The following is a 19,554-nucleotide window of genomic DNA, read 5'->3' on the forward strand; positions in this document are numbered from 1 at the left end:
ACTGTGTGTTTAGATTAAGCAAACTGCTCAAACAAGCTTTCGGTACTTAATCCTTCTTGCTGCAAAATATCTTTTAACCGACGTAGCGCCTCAACCTGTATTTGGCGAACTCGCTCACGGGTTAACCCAATTTCACGGCCCACATCTTCAAGTGTTGAAGGCTCATAACCGAGTAAACCAAACCGACGTGCCAGTACTTCGCGCTGCTTAGGATTCAATTCACCTAACCAGTCAATAATATGCGTATTCATATCATTGTTTTGCACTTCACCTTCAGGGCCCACATTTTTTTCGTCGGCAATTACATCTAACAATGCACTGTCATTCTCGCCACCAATAGGCATATCTACAGAAGCTATTTTTTCGTTTAGGCGAAGCATTTTTGTTACATCTTCGACCGGTCTGTCTAAGCTTTCTGCAATTTCTTCTGCGGTTGGCTCATGATCAAGCTTTTGAGTTAGCTCACGTGCTGTACGTAAATAAACGTTAAGCTCTTTAACAACATGAATAGGCAAACGAATAGTACGGGTTTGATTCATTATTGCCCGTTCAATGGTTTGTCGTATCCACCATGTGGCATAAGTAGAAAATCGAAAACCCCGTTCAGGATCAAACTTTTCAACTGCTCGGATCAGCCCTAAGTTACCTTCTTCAATTAAATCAAGTAGAGCAAGTCCACGATTGTTGTACCTACGCGCAATTTTTACAACTAAGCGTAAGTTACTTTCAATCATACGTTTTCGGGAGGCTTCGCAGCCTTTAAGCGATTTTCGTGCAAAAAACACTTCTTCTTCTGCACTTAATAGAGGGGAAAAACCAATCTCGCCTAAGTATAACTGGGTGGCATCGAGGTTTTTAGTGACTTCTTCTTTTACAAATACATCTTCATCTTCCACTTCATCAAGTAACTTCGTTGTCTCCTCTATTTTAGAGTCGTCAAACTTATCATCAGTGGGGGTTTTCTCAGCTTTTGCTACATCAGCCATAAGACTTCTCCTGAGCAAGCTATCAATAACTTTATGATTTAGGTCTGTAGTCGTTTTACAAGCTTTTGCTGTATTAGCCATGAGCCTTCTCCAGAACAGTCAATCAACACCTTCAGTTCAGGGTAGGTACTTAGCAGGGTTAACAGCTTTTCCTCGATAACGAATTTCAAAACGAAGTGCCGTTACTGAAGACTCTGAATTACCAATTTCTGCTATTTTTTGTCCCGCCTTCACTATTTGCTTTTCTTTCACAAGTAACGTTGAGTTATGTGCATAAGCACTTAGGTAATCATCATTATGTTTCAATATGATTAAATTACCGTAACCTCTTAGCGCACTACCCGCGTAAACTACCGTTCCTTTTGCAGCGGCGAGTACAGCAGTACCCTTTTTATTAGCAATCTGTAGGCCTTTGTAACCATTTTCCTTGTTAGAAAAGCGTTTTGTTATTTTACCTTTAGCAGGCCAAAACCAACTCAACTTTTTAGCTGAAGAACCTTGAGACTGACTAATTTTTTGGTTAGCTTGTTTTTGAACATACCTACGTTTTTTCGGCTTATCAAGCTCTTTCTTTAATTTTCTGTTACTTTTTTGTAAATTAGATGACTTTTTAGCGGGCTTATTTTGGTAAGTTTTTTGTGCAACCCTTGACCTACTTGGTTCTAAAAGGGATACAACCTGACCAGGAACAATAGTGTAAGGTGATGGAATTGAATTATTTTTTGCAAGTTCTCTGAAATCTTTTCCAGCACTAAAAGCAATCGAATAAAGTGTATCGCCTTTTTGTACCGTGTACTTGCCACCGTTAATATTAATCCGTGAGGGATAGTCATTAATATTATTATTTAAACTACTTACAGGAGCAGGAACATGGCGAGACGAGCATGCACAAAGCAAAACACTAATAAATAAAGCAACATAACAGCGTATTTGTTTATTCAATGTGTTTTGCCCTCTGTTTTAACATCGTTGCATTATGGCGATTATCGCAATAATGCGTACGCAACAGCGATTAAAGCAACCACTGCCCAGCCAAGTACTTCAATATATTGACGTAATTTTTGTTCCATTTTAACTCCACCCCACTTCATTAAAGCAGATACTAAAAAGAAACGCGCGCCACGCCCAATAGCCGAGGCAATAATAAAGGGTAAAAACGCCATTTGTAATACGCCAGCGCCAATGGTAAATACCTTATAAGGAATAGGAGAAAACCCCGCTATAAATACCACCCAAACGCCATAATCTTTAAACCATGCAAGCGCCGTATTAAATTTATCTTGCCATTGCATTTGCGCAATAAAGGGCTCTACAACCGGTTCAAACAACCAAAATCCAAGTAAATAACCCAGTACGCCGCCAAGCACAGAAGCAACCGTGGCAAAGCTTGCAAATCGCCATGCCTTACTTGGTTGCGCTAGCGACATAGGCGCTAACATTACATCAGGTGGAACTGGGAAGAAAACCGACTCGGCAAAACTCATCCCTGCTAAATAGCGTTCTGCATGGCGGTGTTTAGCCCACACTAACGCCATATCGTATAACTTGGTAAACAACTTCAAAATGAATTCCTATTCAATATCACCAGGGACTAAAGGTACAAATCTTACTGGCGCAATTACATGCTCTGTAAAGTTATCGCCTTGGCGAATAACCATGGTTAATTTTTGTTCTTCCTCACCAATAGGGGCCAGTAATACGCCTCCATCAGCAAGTTGTGCGAGTAACTCGGGGGGAATGGTGGTTGCCGCAGCAGTCACGATAATGCCATCAAATGGCGCTTGTGACTGCCAGCCTTGCCAACCATCGCCATGTTTCATGGTGACATTGTACAAATCAAGCTGGTGTAATCGGCGTTTAGCTTGCCATTGTAAGGCTTTAATACGCTCTACCGAATATACCTTATCAAAGGTTTTAGCCAAAACCGCCGTTTGATAGCCCGACCCTGTGCCTATTTCTAACACCTTATGTTGTACACCGGCTAATCGCATTAGCTCGGTCATGCGCGCAACAATATAAGGCTGAGAAATAGTTTGCCCTTGCCCTATCGGTAACGCGGTATTCTGATACGCTTTATGCTTGAGTACATCATCAATAAATATATGCCGAGGAATTTGCGCAATCGCTTTTAAAACCTCTTTGTCTTCTACGCCCTCGCGCTGTAATAAGTCTGAAAGTGCTTGTGCACTGCGAGTATAATTAGCCAGCACGGTTAATCTCCAACTCGGCTAACCACTCTCCCACGGCTTTAATACTGTCTTTGGCGGTCATATCAACGCTTAACGGGGTCACTGATGCATAGCCATTATTAACCGCATAAAAGTCAGTACCTTCACCGGCGTCGCTTTCAAGCCCTAGCGATCCATACCAAAAAATATCGCGTCCCCATGGATCGGTTTGCTTGGTCATAGTTTCTGCTTTGTGACGAGCCCCTAAACGAGTTACCTGAACGCCTTTAAGCTCAGAGAGCGGAATATCGGGAACATTAATATTAATGATCTGATCTTTGGGCAACGGATGTGAAGCAAGCCCTTTAATAATATTTACAGTAACGGCTGCAGCTGTTTCAAAATGCTCACCATGATGAGAGCACAAAGATACCGCAATTGCTGGTAAGCCTAAATGACGGCCTTCAGTCGCCGCAGCAACTGTACCAGAGTAAAGCGTATCATCGCCTAAATTACCGCCATGATTAATACCAGCAACAACCAAATCGGGTTTTTCATCCACTAATTGGTTAACACCTAAATGCACACAATCGGTGGGTGTACCGTTTACAGACATAAATCCGTTGTCGAGCGTTGTGGCACGCAGCGGATTCATTAGCGTTAGTGAATTACTAGCACCACTACAATTTCTATCTGGAGCAACCAGCGTTACCTCAGCAATTTGTGTTAATGCTTGATATAAAACAGCAATACCTTTGGCATTAACACCATCATCATTACTTAATAGAATCTTCATCTGCGTTATCCTTTTCTTTTCGCTCGCGTGGGCTGGCGTCAGTATAATCGACCAGTTCGCGCAGTAAAGCCGTTGCAAAACAGCCTTTGGGTAAGCCAAAGCTGAGTTTTAATGTGCGTTCATCAAGCGTTTCTATGCTTAGCTCTTGGGGGATTAAACGCAGCATTCTACGCTCGTTTTTAAGCCCTAAATCCCCTAAGCCATCACACCATGCTTGATACGGTGCCAACCATGTTTTTTCTTGTTCGGTTAAGCCTTTTTCACTTTTGCCCACCATGGGCGCCGACATCATAATGTCGCCAGAGGCAAGCCGTGCAATATTTTCATCACTTATCGCATCTTCAAAAAATGCATTACTGCCACTGAGCATAAATACTTCGCGGTGCATGGTTTTAGCAAGCCCATGCTCAGCCACGCGTAAACTAACAATTTGATTAAACACATGTGAACGCGCAGCAGAAATAATAATGCCTCGCAGCTTTTTATCGCGAATACGCTCACCGGCAAACATTTTTTCGGCCATCACTAGGTTGTGCCCATCACGACCAAAGCGCTGTTCACCAAAATAATTAGGCACACCTGCGCGTACCGCGTTTATACGGCATAAAATATCAAGCGGCTCGGTTACATTGCGCAAGGTAATAGTAAATCTATTTCCTTTGTGGCAACCGGTGCGCAATTTTCGCTCATGGCGCTGCTGCGATACCACAAACACGCTTTCACTGTTCAGCTCAGTAAAATCAATATGCTTTTTAATCGGTACTTTTACGCTAAACCACTGCGAGCATACTCCATGGCGGTCTTTCATACCGGCATAGCTTACATCACGTGGCGATACACCCGCTTTTTGTGCAATCAGCTTGGCAACATATTGGGTGTTTTCACCCTTTTTAACCACTTGCAAACACACGTGTTCACCACTGCCGGTAAACTCTATACCGAGATCCTCATCAACCATAAAGTCTTCTGCGGTGGTTTTAAAGTCGGCTTTGGAAAGCGGCGCGCCATATAAATAATTTAATTCGCTCATGCGTTTTGTTTGCTCATAATGACCACGGCATGGCTTGAAATGCCTTCTTTACGCCCCTCAAAACCGAGTTTTTCGGTAGTGGTAGCTTTTACATTTACCTGTGAAAGCTCGGCATTTAAATCACTGGCAAGGTTGCCACGCATCGCTTGAATGTGCGGCAGCATTTTTGGTGCTTGTGCCACAATAGTGACATCCGCATTGCCCAATACATAACCTTGTTGCTTAGCAAGGTTCACTACATGGCGAAGTAAAATACGGCTATCAATATTTTCATATTCACTGGCCGTATCCGGAAAATGCTTACCAATATCGCCCAGCGCTAATGATCCTAAAATAGCGTCACATAAGGCATGAATAGCTACATCACCATCTGAGTGTGCTAAAAAGCCTTGTGGATAATCAATTTTTTCGCCGCAGATAGTTAAAGGCCCTTGGCCTCCAAATTTATGCACGTCAAAACCATGGCCTATTCGTATCATGTTGCACTCTCATTATTTTGTTTTTGCAGTAAAAAGCCTGCTAAATCTAAATCTTCTGGGGTGGTAATTTTAATATTATCACTACGCCCTGCTACCAGCTTTACCGGCTTATTTGCCCACTCCATTGCACTGGCTTCATCAGTAATGGTTGCACCGCTGTTAAGCGCACTTTGCAATGCCGTTTTAAGCTCGTCGTATTTAAACAGTTGCGGGGTAAGCGCTTGCCATAAATCATCACGAGGCACAGTTTGCTGCGCATGGCTTTGCCCTCGTTTTATAGTGTCTTTTACTTTGCTGGCTAAAATGCCGCCTTCATCAGCCTGCATGCACTGTGCGATTAAGCGCTCTATATCAGCAATATCGACTAAAGGTCTTGCAGCGTCGTGCACCAAAACCCAAGCAGGTGGGTTGGCAGCTAAAAACAATAAACTGTTTAACACTGAATCTGCGCGCTCTTTACCGCCAATAGCACGCACAATGCGAGGATCAGCTAGCGTAAGGTCGTCAAAGTAGGGGTCGGTTTCGCTCAGAGCCACCACTATAGAGTTTAACTGCGGTAACTGCGATAACTTAGCGAGCGTATGCTCTAGAATGGTTTTCCCTGCTAAGGAAATATATTGCTTTGGTGTTGTGTGTTGCATTCGACTGCCAACACCTGCGGCAGGAACAATAGCAGCAATAGTTTGTTTATTTGTCATGGTGTTGAGCCGGTAAAACACGAATAAAGGTTTCGTCCGGTTTAATCATTCCTAATTCGTTGCGGGCACGCTCTTCAATGCCTTCGTGGCCGAGCTTTAAATCTTCTATATCCGCTTTTAATACTTTATTACGCTTTATTAGTTTTTCGTTAGTTTGTTGATGCGATGCCACCGCATTTTTTAAACGGGTGTAGTCTTGCACCCCGTTATGACCAAACCAAAGGCGATACTGGATAAAAAGTGCTAAGCACAACAAGCCAAATTGAAAAAATCGCATTAAACACTCCTTATTTTAATTTTTAATTATCTACTTATGCTAGCGGCCGCTTAACATTGCGCCAATTAATATTGGCAGCTAGTAACATTTCCCGTAGTGACAAAACCCGTGGCGTGCTACGCTTTGAAAACTGCCACTGGTGGCCACAACACGCCGCTGCAAGGCTCGTTTTACTAGGTTTAAGCAGTTGCGCACTTTGCTGCTCAAGTCCTTGGCCTAAAAAATCAAACCAGCCAAGTTCATTACAATGCAGTTGCGTATCAGCTACTTGATCAATGCTGTCTATTCTAACCCGAATTTGACCGTGACTTTGTAATAATACCGGAATTATTAGCCCTACTTTGGCATGCGCTTGATAAAAAAGTTCATTCGCTGAAGGATTAGCCTCTGGCGGTGTTGGTTTTTGCTTTTCAAGCCAGCCTCCATTTTGCGCATCAAGCGTAAAAGGCAATGGTGCATTAGCTACACGTGTTGCGGCACGTTCAATATAATAAGGCAGACTTTTTAATTGCCTGCGTAAACGGTCACCATTAGGTTCAGCCACTAAGCGCTGAACTTCACGCTGATAAAAAGCATTGCATAATTGTGCGTAAAGCACTTTTTCTGCATCAGTTTGCCACATTTCAACTTGCTGGCTTGTGTTAAACTGCTTATTTTTAGCAACCAATCGCTGTACTCAAAAAAACATTTTAATACTGTTTTATAACACAGTAATGCACAGTTTTTAAGCACTTGTAGTAATTTAAGCGCTTGGCTTTTCACCTAATTTTGCAATACCTGATTCTAAAAATTGCACCATAGTACTGCGCTTTTTACCTATTAATAAGCTGCCATCAGATAAAAACATAAAGTTTTGCCAGTTACGTTTAAACACATCAAATGTCGTTTCGATAATATTGTCGCGTGCCATGCAAAAATACACTGTGGTATTAGCCTGCCAATCTAAGTGGTTCAAAATAGCTTCTGGAAATTGCGGTTCTTCGCTTTCCCACGCATCTTCCCAATTAATTTCTTGGCTAAAGTTTTGCTCTTGCGCGCACCAATCGGTTTTATCAAAAAAGTCTGGATGATCATGTTCACGACTCACCATGGTTGTCCACAGTACGGCGGCACGCTCGCTGGTCATTGGTTTAATATTGGCTGCATCAATATCTGAAACCGGAATATCTTTGTGGCGAAATACCCAGGCTTTTTTGTAATCATCAAGAGAAATATAATTCATAGTATTGCTGTATTCTTTGGCATAATAAAAAGCGAAGGCAAATTATACAAGATAACAGACTATGACTACAGCACTAAAACTGGGTTTATATCGACACTACAAAGGCCCACAATATAAAGTTATGCATGTGGCGACCCACAGCGAAACCAACGAGCAGTTGGTTATTTACCAAGCCTTATACGGTGAATACGGCATATGGGCACGCCCACTAAGTATGTTTACTGAAACCGTAGAAAAAGACGGTAAAACTATCGCCCGTTTTGCCTACCTTGGTGAAGCCGATTAACTATGGCATTATAACGCATAATAATTACTGCTCAGACCAGATAAAGGATAACCCGTGCAATTTAATTCTACTGATAATTACATCGCAAGCTCAGCATTAAAACAGGCAGTAAACGCCGCTATTATGCTGCAAAAACCGCTTTTAATTAAAGGCGAGCCTGGCACAGGTAAAACCATGCTGGCCGAAGAGTTAGCGAAAAGTTTAGATACTGAGCTTATTCAGTGGCATATAAAATCAACCACTAAAGCGCAGCAAGGTTTGTACGAGTACGATGCGGTATCGCGTTTGCGCGACAGCCAGCTAGGTGATGAGCGCGTTCACAATATTAGCAACTACATAGTTAAAGGTAAGCTGTGGCAAGCCTTCATGTACGCTGAATTAAACGGCAAACGCCCAGTACTGCTTATTGACGAAATAGACAAAGCCGATATTGAGTTTCCAAACGATTTACTACTCGAACTCGATAAAATGGAATTTCATGTATACGAAACCGGTGAGCGCATTGTGGCTAAAGAGCGCCCTATTGTGATCATCACATCAAACAATGAAAAAGAGCTGCCTGATGCGTTTTTACGTCGCTGTTTTTTCCATTATATTGATTTTCCAAATAGCGACGAAATGCAGCAAATTATTGATGTGCACTACCCGCATGTTAAACAAGATTTAGTTCGCCAAGCATTAGAAGTATTTTTTAACTTACGCGAAGCCAACGGCCTTAAAAAGAAGCCATCCACCAGCGAGTTACTTGATTGGTTAAAACTATTAATGGCTGAAGATATAGACGCAAAAACCCTGCACGACAAAGCGCAAAAAGGCGGCTTAATGCCGATGTTTGGTGCGCTGCTTAAAAACGAGCAAGACATAAGCCTAATCGAAAAACTTGCGTTTATGAGTCGCCGTTAAGATGTTGATTGCATTTTTCTTCAAATTACGAGAATACCGCTTACCTGTGAGCCTGCGCGAACTACTCGATTTAATTAACGCTTTAAAACAAGGCGTTATATTTGCTGATGTAGACGCGTTTTATCATTTAGCACGCACTATTATGGTAAAAGACGAAACCCATTTTGACCGGTTCGATAAAGCCTTTAGCGATTACTTTAGCGGTATTGCCGACTTAGACCTACTCGAGAGCTTAAAACAACAACACAATTTACCGGAAGATTGGTTGCGTAAAGAGTTTGAAAAGCACCTAAGCGATGAAGAAAAAGCCCAACTAAAAGCCATGGGCGGGCTCGAAGAGCTAATGAAAACCCTAAAAGAGCGTTTAGAAGAACAGCAAAAACGCCATGCTGGCGGCAATAAGTGGGTAGGTACAGGCGGCACCTCGCCTTTTGGTGCATATGGTTATAACCCTGAGGGCGTTCGCATTGGTCAAGACGGCAGCCGCAATCGCCAAGCAGTAAAAGTGTGGGATAAGCGCGAATACCGTAACCTAGATTCTGACCGTGAAATTGGTTCACGCACTATAAAATTGGCGCTTAAAAAGCTCCGCAAATTTGCCCGTACTGGCGCAAGCGACACCCTTGATTTAAACGAGACTATTCGCGCGACCGCCAAGCAAGGCGGCATGCTCGATGTCAAAATGGCCCCCGAGCGCCACAACGCGGTAAAAGTATTGATGCTGTTTGATATTGGCGGTTCAATGGATGACTACATTCATACCTGTGAAGAGTTATTTAGCGCCGCCCACAGCGAATTTAAACACTTAGAATTTTACTACTTTCATAACTGCTTATACGAGCACGTGTGGCAAGATAACCAACGCCGCCACTCAAACGTTATTGACACCATGACGCTGATCAACAAGTTCACCAGTGACTACAAAGTTATATTTGTTGGTGATGCCACTATGGGCCCGTATGAAATTGCCTATCCTGGCGGCTCAGTAGAGCATTGGAATGAAGAACCCGGCAGTGCATGGTTAAACCGAATCACCAATCACTTTGATAAAGTCGCGTGGCTCAACCCACAACCCGTTGAACACTGGCCGTATTATCAATCAATTGATTTTATAAAGCAGCTAATGAATAACCGCATGTACCCACTGAGTTTAGATGGGATAAGTAGAGCGATAAAAGAGCTGAGTTGATAGTTAATATCTATGGCAGCTCAGTGCTAGCAGCAGAGCTTCGGGCGTGAACCTATAACTTTGTTGGGTGGCGCCTTCGGCTTAACCAACCTACCTTTGACGTAGGTCGGATAAGTGGCGAAGCCACGCCATCCGACAAAAAAGATAAATTTATTAGAAACAACCCGACTTACCGCGTTAATGAACAACCGCATGTACCCACTTAGTTTAGATGGGGTAAGTAAAGCGATAAAAGAACTTAGTTAATGTATTTTAAGTAGTTCATACACCATATTTTTGATGGTATTCACTGAGCATGAGTTCTAATTGCTTCTCGAAGACTTCAATGGATGGTTTTTTTCCACTTAACCGCTGCTGCTTTAGCCATTCAAGTAATTCAATCCTTACTAAATAACCGTCTTCAATGCAGTAACTTGGGTCTGAAAGCCAAATTTTTGGAGCCCCTAGTGAAGCTCCTGAATACCAGTGACAAATGGAATAGCCTTCACTTTCAAGCTTATCACTAAGTTGCCAGCTGTAAATCCACCAGGTAATCAGAAATAGAGGGAAGCATCCTATAATAACAAACAGCCCCCTTCGCATCGATTTCTCTGATATATCACCATACATTCTTTGATAAATCCCGTAGATGAGTACAAAAAAAGCGGGCATCATAACTATCAAAGGAATTACTACAGGTTTAATTTTTAACGAAATTACATTTTCAGCAATAAGACTTAATGTGCTAATTTCTAATTCAAAGCTGTAGGCATAGAGAGTAATGATTAAACATAAAACGCCTATAGAAAACCACCCCTTTTTAGGGTTGACAGGTGAGAGTTGATTAGCCGAACTTGCCATTTTAGTATCGTCTTCCTGAGTAAGGAATACCAAATAAGCGGTGTATAAACTCAATTGGATTGTTATCGTACATTTGCTCAGCCCTATCTAATTCATATTTTAACTGAGACACACTATTTTTTATATTCTCTTCCATTACTCGCAAGCTATTTGACATTTTTTTAGTCATTTCATCAGAATCAATAAACGCATATGTTAAAAGGGTAAGTACAGTACCAATGATAACTACTGCTACCATTGGGCCTATAGCGAGCATTGCGGCAGTACCGCCTACATAAGTTGAAATTAGTCCCCAAGCAATTCCAGACGATACAGCAGCAATACTTATATCTACAGCCATACCACCAATAAAATCATGCCATGTAGCTTTATCATTAATCATTTGCTCAATACTGTGAAAAAATGCTGAAATGATTATAGTGACAACAAAACCACCTTTAATGGCTTTTTCAACACCCAATTTACCAATTCCAAATGAAACAACTTTAGGATTATGTGCCAAATACTTGGTACCTGTTAAGTGTTTTCTCAGACCTGCATAACCTTTAAATATAATATGTGGCTTACCATTATAAGTCTTAATCTGATATTTAGAAAAAACGTTCCCACTACGACTCACTTCTAAAGCAAGAGCTCCAAGAGCTGCAACATCTAATGTAACTGGAACTGCCGCAGAATATAATTTAGCCGACTCTTTATACTTATTAATGGTATCCGAATTAATATTTGCTTTAACTAATATTCTCTCAATCCACTCACTGATTTGAAACTGGTTCATTCCATTCAATCTTTTTACATTAATAATAAAGTCAAAGAATTCAGTTGTATTCATTTGTACAAATGTATATTCATTTTTGCCAATAGCGGCCTGAATTTGTCTTTGTCTTTGTAATTGTTGAATAGCTTTTCTAGCGTGTGCAGACATGTTAAATTTCCTTATAAATAAATCCTAATATTTCACCACTGAATTAAAACAGCCATGAAAGTAAAACGTTTAATAGTGTACCTAAAAAAACTTGCCCCAGCAATTTTCGCCCTTAACCTTTAGACCAACAATAACCTAAACTAAAGATACCGATACTGTAATTTATAAAAATACTAAAAGAAGAAGCATGGCACTTCTTTTCATAATCAGAATAATTGTTTTTAATCCTCCTTATTAAATATAGTCGAGCATGAGCGCTTTAAGATTGGATATTATCAAATAGAGCCAAAGCTATTATTAATCCTATAACCTCCATTAAATTTATACCTTAAAGGTTGCTTAAAGCTCTGTTATGTCAGTAAAATCACATCAACTTCCAAACCACAAACGCCATAGCAAAACCAACCAAGTACACCAAGCCTAACCAGGTTAAGCCACGCAAAAGTAGACTGTGTTTAATCGCAGGCTCTGAGCGAACTAGGCTGAAGTTAAGCCATGCAAAAACCGGTGTGGTTACAAACGCAAGCGTCATGGCAAAGGTAAGCATGGGCCCAAGAGCTGATTTAAAAAATAAGATCACCGCCATACCGGCCAATGCTTGTAATATAAGCCACGTATTTAAGCTGTGTTTTGATTGCTTAAAACCTAGAAGTTTATGCGATTCGTTAAGTGTCCGGGCGTAACCGTCAAGCACGGTGAGTGTGGTGCCAAACATACACAAAAACGCGATGGCTGATACCAAAGGCCTTGCCCACTCGCCAATAGTAAGTGCATACATATCAATCAGCTGTTTAGCAAAGGCTACACCGCCAAGCTCTATATTACTGCTTTGCCCATATTGCACTAACGCACCTAAACTAAAAAATACCAGCGCAAGCCCGGCAGTTAACCAATAACCTACATTAAAATCGAATAAGCCTTGGCTTTTAGTCACACTTTGCTGAGTTTGTTTTTCTTTAAGCCACAACGAGCTCAGAGCCGAAATTTCAATAGGCGCTGGCATCCACCCCATTAAGGCAACCATAAAGCCTAACATGGCAAGTTCATACGGTGAGGGACCAACATAGTTTACAGGCGCTACAGGGCCGTTATTTATAGCAATAATTAATGCTGTTATGGTTGCTATAGTAAGTAGCCCCATAATAGCTTTTGCAACATTATCGAGTGCTTTAAAGTGCCCTAGTAATAATATAATTAAACACACAGCCGATATTAACCAGCACAATAAGGTAACGGGAATACTAATAGGTAATGCGTAGTGTAATAAGCTCGCAGTAAGCAACAATACGCCCGCGGTATTTACCACCGCGGCAATAATATTGAGGGCAATAAAACTGTAAAAATAGCCAGGCCCTTGGTTTTTATACCCTTCGACTAAACTATTTTTAGTAGCGAGTGTGTATTCCATACCAAAACGAAAAAACGGGTACTTTAAAACGTTAACCACCACAATAAGCCAAAATAGCTGCCAGCCAAATAATGCGCCAGCTTGAGTCGATGCAACTAAGTGTGAGCCACCAATGGCAGCGGTAGCCATTAAAATACCTGGGCCGAGCGCTCCTAACCGAGACTTCCATGTGCTTTGTGTGTACTGCATTAACTTCTCAAATTTGGTGTGTTATGTGCTTTTATTATTAATTTTAATCATTAATAAACTGTGTGAATGCATAACTTACCTAATTTACAGACAATAAAAAAGAGCCCTTAGGCTCTTTTTAAAAATAACACATTGTTAGTTATTAATTTAAATCCATCTCTTGGATGATTTCATGTGCTATTTCAGGTGTGGTACTTACAGGCTTTTCATGTAAGTTCGCTTTTATTTGCCCTTTACGATGCTTTAGTGCGGCATCGAGTTTTTTAGCTGCGCTGGAAATAGCTGGGTACATAACCTCGTTTTCCCCTTTAACCGATATTCGCGCACCTTCATAATTAGTACTAATTTCTGCTTGGAACTTGTGATGCTCTTTTGAAAGAATAATGTCGAGCGCTATCAATGATGGAAAATGACTCTCAATTTTAGAAAACTTTTCGTTAATGTGTTCTTTAATAGAATCAGTAACGTCAACATGGTGACCAGAAAGATTAATTTTCATAGGGTATCCTTTTTTATGTTACCTCATAGTTAGTATTGGGGGCTAAACGAATTAACACAAGAGAAAATAGCTAAATTTAGCAATTATTTATTACCCCACCTGATTTAGATCATTCATTTAGCATTAAGTATGCAAAAAGCCGCGTGATAGCGGCTTTTCAGAGGTGCTGATAATTCAACCAATTATGTAATTAATCTGTGTATGAACAACAATAATCTGCAAAATCACTTACTTTTACATGAAAGCTAACATTAGCATCAACATTAAATGACTCACCCGCATTAAATGTTTTCCACTCGCTTTCACCTGGTAATAACACATCCCACTGCCCTGCAAGTAATTCCATGCACTCTTTTTGGTTGGTATTAAACTCAAATTCACCGGGTTGCATAAAACCCAAGGTTTTCGCTTCACCATTTCCTAAAAGCACAGTTCGGCTTGATACTTTGCCATCAAAATATACATTGGCTTTTTTAACCACACTAACGTTATCGAACTTTGGCATGTTAACTCCTGTTATTAATTTATAATTTTGCTACCTCCACAGTGCCTGATACACAAAAGCCTTGCAAGTTAAGTGCTGTGAAAATTACTCACTTAGCAGCCAAAAGATTAAAAATGAACGACTTTATAGGGGAATTTGCTTCGAGCAACGGGCTAAACTTTTCGAACAGGTCTTTTAATGATTTGTGCACAAAGAGGACTATGAGACGCTACGCTTTAGAGAAGTGATCAAACAGCAGAATTGACTTTGTAATTTAGGTTTTGTATTGCCTCATTTTCTTCTCATTTACTTCTCTGTGTTCAAATAAATTTTTAATGATTTATGCACAAAGAGGGCTAGAAACACTGCGCTTTAGAGGCAGTGATAAAAGTACAACTCATAAAAAAGCCCGCTCTGTTTTACACAGCGCGGGCTTTTTTATGTTAAAGCAGTCGCTTAAAACAATGCGTTTGCTTTGTTAACGATGTTTTCTACGGTGAAGCCGAAGAATTCAAATAGCTCGTTAGCTGGTGCCGACTCGCCAAAGGTGGTCATACCGACTACGGCGCCATTTAGACCTACGTACTTGTACCAGTAATCAGCAATACCCGCTTCAATCGCTACGCGACGTGAAACGCTTGCTGGTAATACGCTTTCTTTGTACTCAGGCGATTGATCTTCAAACGCATCAGTACACGGCATAGATACAACACGTACCTTTTTACCCTGCGCACGTAGCTCTTTCGCAGAGTCTTGCGCTAGTTGTACTTCAGAGCCGGTAGCAATAAGAATAAGCTCTGGGTTGCCGTCACAACTTAGGATGTAACCACCCTTTTTAACGTCGCTTAATTGCTGTGCATCACGTGCTTGTTGCTCTAAGCCTTGGCGAGTAAAGATTAATGATGTAGGACCGTCTTTACGTTCAATAGCTTGTTGCCATGCAATTGCCGATTCAACTTGGTCACATGGGCGCCAATTGTAAAGGTTAGGCGTTAAACGCATGCTGGCAATTTGCTCTACAGGTTGGTGAGTTGGACCATCTTCACCTAAACCAATTGAATCGTGCGTGTATACAAAAATGCTTGGTTGCTTCATTAATGCAGCCATACGAACCGCGTTGCGTGCGTATTCCATAAACATTAAGAACGTTGCACCGTAAGGAATAAAGCCTTTATGAAGTGCAATACCATTCATAATTGCCGACATACCAAACTCACGCACACCGTAGTAAACGTAGTTACCACTTGCATCGTCTGCCGTTAAGCCTTTAGAGCCATCCCAAATTGTTAAGTTTGAACCTGCTAAATCGGCAGAGCCACCCATAAACTCAGGTAGTAACGGACCAAATGCGTTTAATGCATTTTGCGATGCTTTACGTGATGCTGGATTTGCTGGGTTTGCTTGTAACTGCTCAATATACGCTTGTGACTTTTCAGCCCAATCAGCGGGTAAATCTGAATTTGTACGGCGTTTGTATTCAGCTGCTAGCTCTGGGAATGCTTGCTCGTAGGCAGCAAATTTCTCATCCCAGCTTGCTTCAAGCTGTTGGCCTTTTTCTTTGTTATCCCACTGTGCATAAATGTCAGCAGGGATTTCAAATGCATCACCCGTCCAACCTAAGAACTCGCGAGATGCTTTAATTTCGTCATCACCTAATGGTGCGCCATGACAATCGTGGCTACCTGATTTATTAGGTGAGCCATATCCAATTACTGTTTTACAACAAATTAGCGTTGGTTTGTCAGTCACGCTTTTTGCTTCGCTAATTGCAGCACTTACAGCATCGCTGTTGTGGCCATCAACGTCGCTAATTACATGCCAGCCGTATGCTTTAAAACGTGCTGGTGTGTCATCGCTAAACCAGCCTTCAACTTCACCGTCGATTGAAATGCCGTTGTCATCCCAAAATGCCACTAACTTGCCTAGGCCTAATGTGCCAGCAAGCGAACAGGCTTCATGAGAAATACCTTCCATTAAACAACCATCACCCATAAATGCGTAAGTGTGGTGATCAACAATGTCATGGCCTTCACGGTTAAATTGAGCGGCTAATGCTTTTTCAGCAATTGCCATACCTACGGCATTTGTGATCCCTTGACCTAATGGACCCGTAGTGGTCTCAATTCCTGGCGCGTATCCATATTCTGGGTGGCCTGGTGTTTTAGAGTGCATTTGGCGGAAGTTTTTAATTTCGTCCAGTGGTAAATCATAACCACTTAAATGCAATAGAGAATAAATTAGCATTGAACCGTGACCATTTGAGAGTATAAATCGATCTCGGTCAGCCCACTCTGGATTTGTTGGGTTATGTTTTAGATAATCGCGCCATAATACTTCTGCGATATCAGCCATGCCCATAGGGGCTCCAGGGTGACCAGATTTGGCCTTTTGTACTGCGTCCATTGACAAGACGCGAATAGCATTTGCAAGTTCTTTGCGAGATGGCATGAATTCTCCTACCTTTATATGTATTTGCGCGGGTATTTATATACCTCCATTCTTACTTATTGTAGGGGCTGTGTGCAATTAAAAACCCATAAAAATAGGACATTATGAATATTTTTTAAGAACCTTTTACTATTATATATTTTATTTAGACGTCTAGGCGTAAAAAAACTATGCAAGTTCGCTTGTTTTAGATAAAATACGCGCCTTAATTTTTTAGCGCTAATACCGACGTTTGTGAAGCGCAATATTTGTGAGCATAATTACAATGGCAAAACATTTATTTACTTCTGAATCTGTTTCTGAAGGTCATCCGGATAAAATCGCCGATCAAATTTCTGATGCGGTACTTGATGCTATCCTAGAGCAAGACTCTCATGCCCGTGTAGCGTGTGAAACTTACGTTAAAACCGGTATGGTTATGGTTGGTGGTGAAATCACTACTAGCGCATGGGTTGATATCGAAGAAATTACACGTAAAACAGTACGTGAAATTGGTTACACACACTCAGATATGGGCTTTGATGCCGATTCGTGTGCAATTTTAAACACTATTGGTAAACAGTCTCCAGACATTAACCAAGGTGTTGACCGTACAAGCCCTGAAGAGCAAGGCGCTGGCGACCAAGGCTTAATGTTTGGTTACGCATGTAACGAAACTGAAGTATTAATGCCTGCTCCAATTACTTATTCTCACCGTTTAGTGCAGCGTCAAGCTGAAGTTCGTAAAAGCGGCGAGCTTAACTGGTTACGTCCAGATGCAAAATCACAAGTTACATTTGCATACGAAAATGGCAAGCCAGTAGGTATTGATGCCGTTGTACTTTCTACTCAGCACAGCGAAGATGTATCGCAAAATGACTTAGTAGAAGCGGTAATGGAAACAATTATTAAGCCAGTACTTCCTGCTGAGCTTATTACTAGCGCAACTAAATTTTTCATTAACCCAACGGGTCGTTTTGTTATTGGTGGCCCAATGGGTGACTGTGGTTTAACTGGTCGTAAAATCATTGTAGATACATACGGTGGCATGGCTCGTCACGGTGGTGGTGCTTTCTCTGGTAAAGATCCATCAAAAGTTGACCGCTCAGCGGCTTATGCTGCACGTTACGTTGCTAAAAACATTGTTGCTGCAGGCCTTGCTGATAAGTGTGAACTTCAAGTGTCTTACGCTATTGGTGTTGCAGAGCCTACTTCTATCAGTGTTGAAACATTTGGCACAGGTAAATTAGAAGAAGCGCGTTTAATTGAACTTATTCGTGAACACTTTGACTTACGCCCTTACGGTCTAATTCAAATGCTTGATCTTGAGCGCCCTATTTATCTTCCAACAGCGGCTTACGGCCACTTTGGTCGTGACGAATTCCCATGGGAACGCACAGATAAAGCAGACGCACTTCGCGCAGCAGCTGGTCTATAAGCCACTTAGCTAATATTTAAACGGCCCTTTTTAGGGCCGTTTTGCTATGTGTACTAAGTTAGTCGTAAAACAGTCTCGAACTGTTTAACATTTTAGGTATATACTCTGCTTATACAATAAAGCGTATTAGGGATAAAAAATGGCCGACAATTTTCGTGTTATATTTGTAGGACTTGCAGAAGGTGCAGACAGCCAAGCAGTGACCACTGCACTGACAGAAAAGCTGAAAACCTCGCCAGAAAAAGTGGCTGCTTTTTTTGATGGCAAACCGTTATTTGCCCCTTGCCCCAAAGATAAAGCACTCAAGCAAGCTAAGTTACTTTCAACGCTGGGGATTAAAAGCAAACTTCAGCAAGCTGCGGCTACACAAACGGCACCTCAAACAGCTTACGACAGCCAGCGAGATCAGCGCTTATTTGACGCCCTAGATTACATTACCAGTAGCCTAATTCGCCTTGAAGAAAAACTAGAAGATATTGAGCAACGCCTCCCTGAAGTTGAATTATCATTACCTGATGAAAACAATGAAGTATGGGAAGATGACGATTTAATGCTTGATGAGCCCCTCTCTACTGAGCCCAAAAAACGCGGCAACCTTGTTTTATATTCGCTGATTTCTACAGCCGTAATATTGCTTATTGTACTTGCTATGTACTTATTATTTCCTAATTTATTCTCTTTTTAATTACGGTTAAGCTATTTAATGAGTAATAATCGCGCACAAATAAGACACGATATTCGTAAAGCACGTAATAACCTATCAAAAAAACAGCAAGAATTAGCCGCCGAATCGCTTAAAGTGAATTTTATTCAACACTTAAAAAGCATAAATTCGGCCAAAAAAAGTCATATCGCGCTTTATTTAAGTAATGATGGAGAATTAGATACCTCATTGTTAATTAATGAATTATGGAACACTGACCAGGCTATTTACTTGCCCGTAATTCATCCATTTAATGGGGCTAATTTACTATTTCAACGCTATGAAAAAAACTCACCCATGAGAGCAAATCGCTATGGTATCTTGGAGCCTAAGTTGAACTGCTCTCAAATATGCCCCTTACCTGAGCTTGATTACGTTCTAATGCCATTAGTGGCATTTGATAAATTTGGTAATCGCCTTGGAATGGGAGGTGGGTTTTACGATAGAACATTGGCACGTTTATACGAACAACACTGGCAACAACCGCAACTTATTGGCCTCGCACATGCGTGCCAACAAGTCGATGAGTTACCGATTGAATCGTGGGATGTACCACTAAAAACGATCATAACACCCGATAAAATCTACTGTTGGTAACAACTAACCT

23 protein-coding genes are annotated in these 19,554 nt (G+C 41.3%); 6 read left to right on the top strand and 17 right to left on the bottom strand.

What is annotated here, in order from left to right:
• Window positions 1–14: 14 nt before the first annotated feature.
• From rpoS to FLM47_RS11980, 11 genes are all read right to left on the bottom strand, one after another.
• Window positions 15–986: an RNA polymerase sigma factor RpoS gene (rpoS, locus tag FLM47_RS11930; protein WP_109874229.1), complete on the bottom strand. Its 972-nt coding sequence runs from the start codon at window positions 984–986 to the stop codon at window positions 15–17.
• Between the two features lie 117 nt (window positions 987–1,103).
• The gene (locus FLM47_RS11935; protein WP_178956469.1) at window positions 1,104–1,928 is read right to left on the bottom strand and encodes a peptidoglycan DD-metalloendopeptidase family protein; all 825 of its coding nucleotides are present in this window, start codon (window positions 1,926–1,928) and stop codon (window positions 1,104–1,106) included.
• Window positions 1,929–1,969: 41 nt separating this feature from the next.
• Window positions 1,970–2,548 carry a YqaA family protein gene (locus FLM47_RS11940; protein WP_178956470.1) on the bottom strand — a complete coding sequence of 193 codons (579 nt, stop codon included), beginning with the start codon at window positions 2,546–2,548 and terminating at the stop codon, window positions 1,970–1,972.
• A 9-nt stretch (window positions 2,549–2,557) separates the two neighbouring features.
• Entirely contained in the window at window positions 2,558–3,196 is a 639-nt protein-coding gene (locus FLM47_RS11945) for a protein-L-isoaspartate(D-aspartate) O-methyltransferase (RefSeq protein ID WP_178956471.1), read from the bottom strand.
• Window positions 3,186–3,950, bottom strand: a complete 765-nt coding sequence (gene surE / locus FLM47_RS11950) for a 5'/3'-nucleotidase SurE (protein WP_010387748.1) — start codon at window positions 3,948–3,950, stop codon at window positions 3,186–3,188. The genes FLM47_RS11945 and surE overlap by 11 nt, the downstream gene beginning before the upstream one ends.
• Window positions 3,931–4,980, bottom strand: coding sequence for a tRNA pseudouridine(13) synthase TruD (truD, locus tag FLM47_RS11955; RefSeq protein ID WP_008464223.1), 1,050 nt, complete (start codon window positions 4,978–4,980; stop codon window positions 3,931–3,933). Before truD ends, surE begins: the two co-directional genes overlap by 20 nt.
• Window positions 4,977–5,459 carry a 2-C-methyl-D-erythritol 2,4-cyclodiphosphate synthase gene (gene ispF / locus FLM47_RS11960; protein WP_008464226.1) on the bottom strand — a complete coding sequence of 161 codons (483 nt, stop codon included), beginning with the start codon at window positions 5,457–5,459 and terminating at the stop codon, window positions 4,977–4,979. Before ispF ends, truD begins: the two co-directional genes overlap by 4 nt.
• A complete protein-coding gene (gene ispD, locus FLM47_RS11965; protein WP_076918330.1) occupies window positions 5,456–6,157 on the bottom strand; it encodes a 2-C-methyl-D-erythritol 4-phosphate cytidylyltransferase in 702 nt (233 codons plus the stop codon). Before ispD ends, ispF begins: the two co-directional genes overlap by 4 nt.
• The gene (gene ftsB, locus FLM47_RS11970) at window positions 6,147–6,434 is read right to left on the bottom strand and encodes a cell division protein FtsB (RefSeq protein ID WP_008110330.1); all 288 of its coding nucleotides are present in this window, start codon (window positions 6,432–6,434) and stop codon (window positions 6,147–6,149) included. Before ftsB ends, ispD begins: the two co-directional genes overlap by 11 nt.
• Window positions 6,435–6,468: 34 nt before the next feature.
• On the bottom strand, window positions 6,469–7,101 hold the full coding sequence (locus FLM47_RS11975) for a hypothetical protein (RefSeq protein ID WP_178956472.1): 633 nt from the start codon (window positions 7,099–7,101) through the stop codon (window positions 6,469–6,471).
• A gap of 75 nt (window positions 7,102–7,176) precedes the next feature.
• Window positions 7,177–7,656: a DUF2947 domain-containing protein gene (locus FLM47_RS11980; protein ID WP_178956473.1), complete on the bottom strand. Its 480-nt coding sequence runs from the start codon at window positions 7,654–7,656 to the stop codon at window positions 7,177–7,179.
• Between the two features lie 61 nt (window positions 7,657–7,717).
• Between FLM47_RS11980 and FLM47_RS11985 the strand changes: the two genes are divergently transcribed.
• Genes FLM47_RS11985 through FLM47_RS11995 form a run of 3 tightly spaced genes read left to right on the top strand, consistent with a single transcriptional unit; the run spans window position 7,718 to window position 10,034 of the window.
• A complete protein-coding gene (locus FLM47_RS11985) occupies window positions 7,718–7,942 on the top strand; it encodes a DUF1653 domain-containing protein (protein WP_178956474.1) in 225 nt (74 codons plus the stop codon).
• Between the two features lie 54 nt (window positions 7,943–7,996).
• Complete coding sequence (locus FLM47_RS11990; RefSeq protein WP_008464234.1) at window positions 7,997–8,845, top strand: MoxR family ATPase; 849 nt, start codon at window positions 7,997–7,999, stop codon at window positions 8,843–8,845.
• A 1-nt stretch (window position 8,846) separates the two neighbouring features.
• Window positions 8,847–10,034 (top strand): VWA domain-containing protein, encoded by a 1,188-nt coding sequence (locus FLM47_RS11995; protein WP_178956475.1) that lies wholly within the window; start codon window positions 8,847–8,849, stop codon window positions 10,032–10,034.
• 261 nt (window positions 10,035–10,295) lie between these two features.
• Here the strand turns inward: FLM47_RS11995 and FLM47_RS12000 are convergent, their stop codons facing one another.
• From FLM47_RS12000 to tkt, 6 genes are all read right to left on the bottom strand, one after another.
• Window positions 10,296–10,874, bottom strand: coding sequence for a hypothetical protein (locus FLM47_RS12000; RefSeq protein ID WP_178956476.1), 579 nt, complete (start codon window positions 10,872–10,874; stop codon window positions 10,296–10,298).
• Between the two features lies 1 nt (window position 10,875).
• Window positions 10,876–11,799 (bottom strand): hypothetical protein, encoded by a 924-nt coding sequence (locus FLM47_RS12005; RefSeq protein ID WP_178956477.1) that lies wholly within the window; start codon window positions 11,797–11,799, stop codon window positions 10,876–10,878.
• Window positions 11,800–12,163: 364 nt separating this feature from the next.
• Window positions 12,164–13,396 carry an NRAMP family divalent metal transporter gene (locus FLM47_RS12010; protein ID WP_178956478.1) on the bottom strand — a complete coding sequence of 411 codons (1,233 nt, stop codon included), beginning with the start codon at window positions 13,394–13,396 and terminating at the stop codon, window positions 12,164–12,166.
• Between the two features lie 142 nt (window positions 13,397–13,538).
• Window positions 13,539–13,895 carry a ribosome hibernation-promoting factor, HPF/YfiA family gene (gene hpf / locus FLM47_RS12015; RefSeq protein WP_008110321.1) on the bottom strand — a complete coding sequence of 119 codons (357 nt, stop codon included), beginning with the start codon at window positions 13,893–13,895 and terminating at the stop codon, window positions 13,539–13,541.
• A gap of 190 nt (window positions 13,896–14,085) precedes the next feature.
• On the bottom strand, window positions 14,086–14,400 hold the full coding sequence (locus FLM47_RS12020) for a pyrimidine/purine nucleoside phosphorylase (protein ID WP_010387728.1): 315 nt from the start codon (window positions 14,398–14,400) through the stop codon (window positions 14,086–14,088).
• A gap of 435 nt (window positions 14,401–14,835) precedes the next feature.
• Window positions 14,836–16,827: a transketolase gene (gene tkt / locus FLM47_RS12025; protein ID WP_178956479.1), complete on the bottom strand. Its 1,992-nt coding sequence runs from the start codon at window positions 16,825–16,827 to the stop codon at window positions 14,836–14,838.
• 265 nt (window positions 16,828–17,092) lie between these two features.
• Here tkt and metK point away from each other — a divergent pair, with 265 nt between their 5' ends.
• The 3 genes from metK to FLM47_RS12040 all read left to right on the top strand — a co-directional run bounded on the left by metK (window position 17,093) and on the right by FLM47_RS12040 (window position 19,544).
• Entirely contained in the window at window positions 17,093–18,244 is a 1,152-nt protein-coding gene (metK, locus tag FLM47_RS12030; protein ID WP_008110316.1) for a methionine adenosyltransferase, read from the top strand.
• A 139-nt stretch (window positions 18,245–18,383) separates the two neighbouring features.
• The gene (locus tag FLM47_RS12035) at window positions 18,384–18,929 is read left to right on the top strand and encodes a hypothetical protein (RefSeq protein WP_075169738.1); all 546 of its coding nucleotides are present in this window, start codon (window positions 18,384–18,386) and stop codon (window positions 18,927–18,929) included.
• An 18-nt stretch (window positions 18,930–18,947) separates the two neighbouring features.
• Window positions 18,948–19,544, top strand: a complete 597-nt coding sequence (locus FLM47_RS12040; RefSeq protein ID WP_178956480.1) for a 5-formyltetrahydrofolate cyclo-ligase — start codon at window positions 18,948–18,950, stop codon at window positions 19,542–19,544.
• The last annotated feature ends 10 nt before the right edge of the window (window positions 19,545–19,554 follow it).

It is taken from the genome of Pseudoalteromonas sp. Scap06 (genome assembly GCF_013394165.1).
GTDB lineage: Bacteria > Pseudomonadota > Gammaproteobacteria > Enterobacterales > Alteromonadaceae > Pseudoalteromonas.

Coding starts and splice junctions, on each gene's coding strand:
- rpoS (WP_109874229.1), bottom strand. CDS start 986: ATGGCTGATGTAGCAAAAGCTGAGAAAACCCCCACTGATGATAAGTTT.
- surE (WP_010387748.1), bottom strand. CDS start 3,950: ATGAAGATTCTATTAAGTAATGATGATGGTGTTAATGCCAAAGGTATT.
- truD (WP_008464223.1), bottom strand. CDS start 4,980: ATGAGCGAATTAAATTATTTATATGGCGCGCCGCTTTCCAAAGCCGAC.
- ispF (WP_008464226.1), bottom strand. CDS start 5,459: ATGATACGAATAGGCCATGGTTTTGACGTGCATAAATTTGGAGGCCAA.
- ispD (WP_076918330.1), bottom strand. CDS start 6,157: ATGACAAATAAACAAACTATTGCTGCTATTGTTCCTGCCGCAGGTGTT.
- ftsB (WP_008110330.1), bottom strand. CDS start 6,434: ATGCGATTTTTTCAATTTGGCTTGTTGTGCTTAGCACTTTTTATCCAG.
- FLM47_RS11980 (WP_178956473.1), bottom strand. CDS start 7,656: ATGAATTATATTTCTCTTGATGATTACAAAAAAGCCTGGGTATTTCGC.
- FLM47_RS11985 (WP_178956474.1), top strand. CDS start 7,718: ATGACTACAGCACTAAAACTGGGTTTATATCGACACTACAAAGGCCCA.
- FLM47_RS11995 (WP_178956475.1), top strand. CDS start 8,847: ATGTTGATTGCATTTTTCTTCAAATTACGAGAATACCGCTTACCTGTG.
- FLM47_RS12000 (WP_178956476.1), bottom strand. CDS start 10,874: ATGGCAAGTTCGGCTAATCAACTCTCACCTGTCAACCCTAAAAAGGGG.
- FLM47_RS12005 (WP_178956477.1), bottom strand. CDS start 11,799: ATGTCTGCACACGCTAGAAAAGCTATTCAACAATTACAAAGACAAAGA.
- FLM47_RS12010 (WP_178956478.1), bottom strand. CDS start 13,396: ATGCAGTACACACAAAGCACATGGAAGTCTCGGTTAGGAGCGCTCGGC.
- hpf (WP_008110321.1), bottom strand. CDS start 13,895: ATGAAAATTAATCTTTCTGGTCACCATGTTGACGTTACTGATTCTATT.
- FLM47_RS12020 (WP_010387728.1), bottom strand. CDS start 14,400: ATGCCAAAGTTCGATAACGTTAGTGTGGTTAAAAAAGCCAATGTATAT.
- tkt (WP_178956479.1), bottom strand. CDS start 16,827: ATGCCATCTCGCAAAGAACTTGCAAATGCTATTCGCGTCTTGTCAATG.
- metK (WP_008110316.1), top strand. CDS start 17,093: ATGGCAAAACATTTATTTACTTCTGAATCTGTTTCTGAAGGTCATCCG.
- FLM47_RS12035 (WP_075169738.1), top strand. CDS start 18,384: ATGGCCGACAATTTTCGTGTTATATTTGTAGGACTTGCAGAAGGTGCA.
- FLM47_RS12040 (WP_178956480.1), top strand. CDS start 18,948: ATGAGTAATAATCGCGCACAAATAAGACACGATATTCGTAAAGCACGT.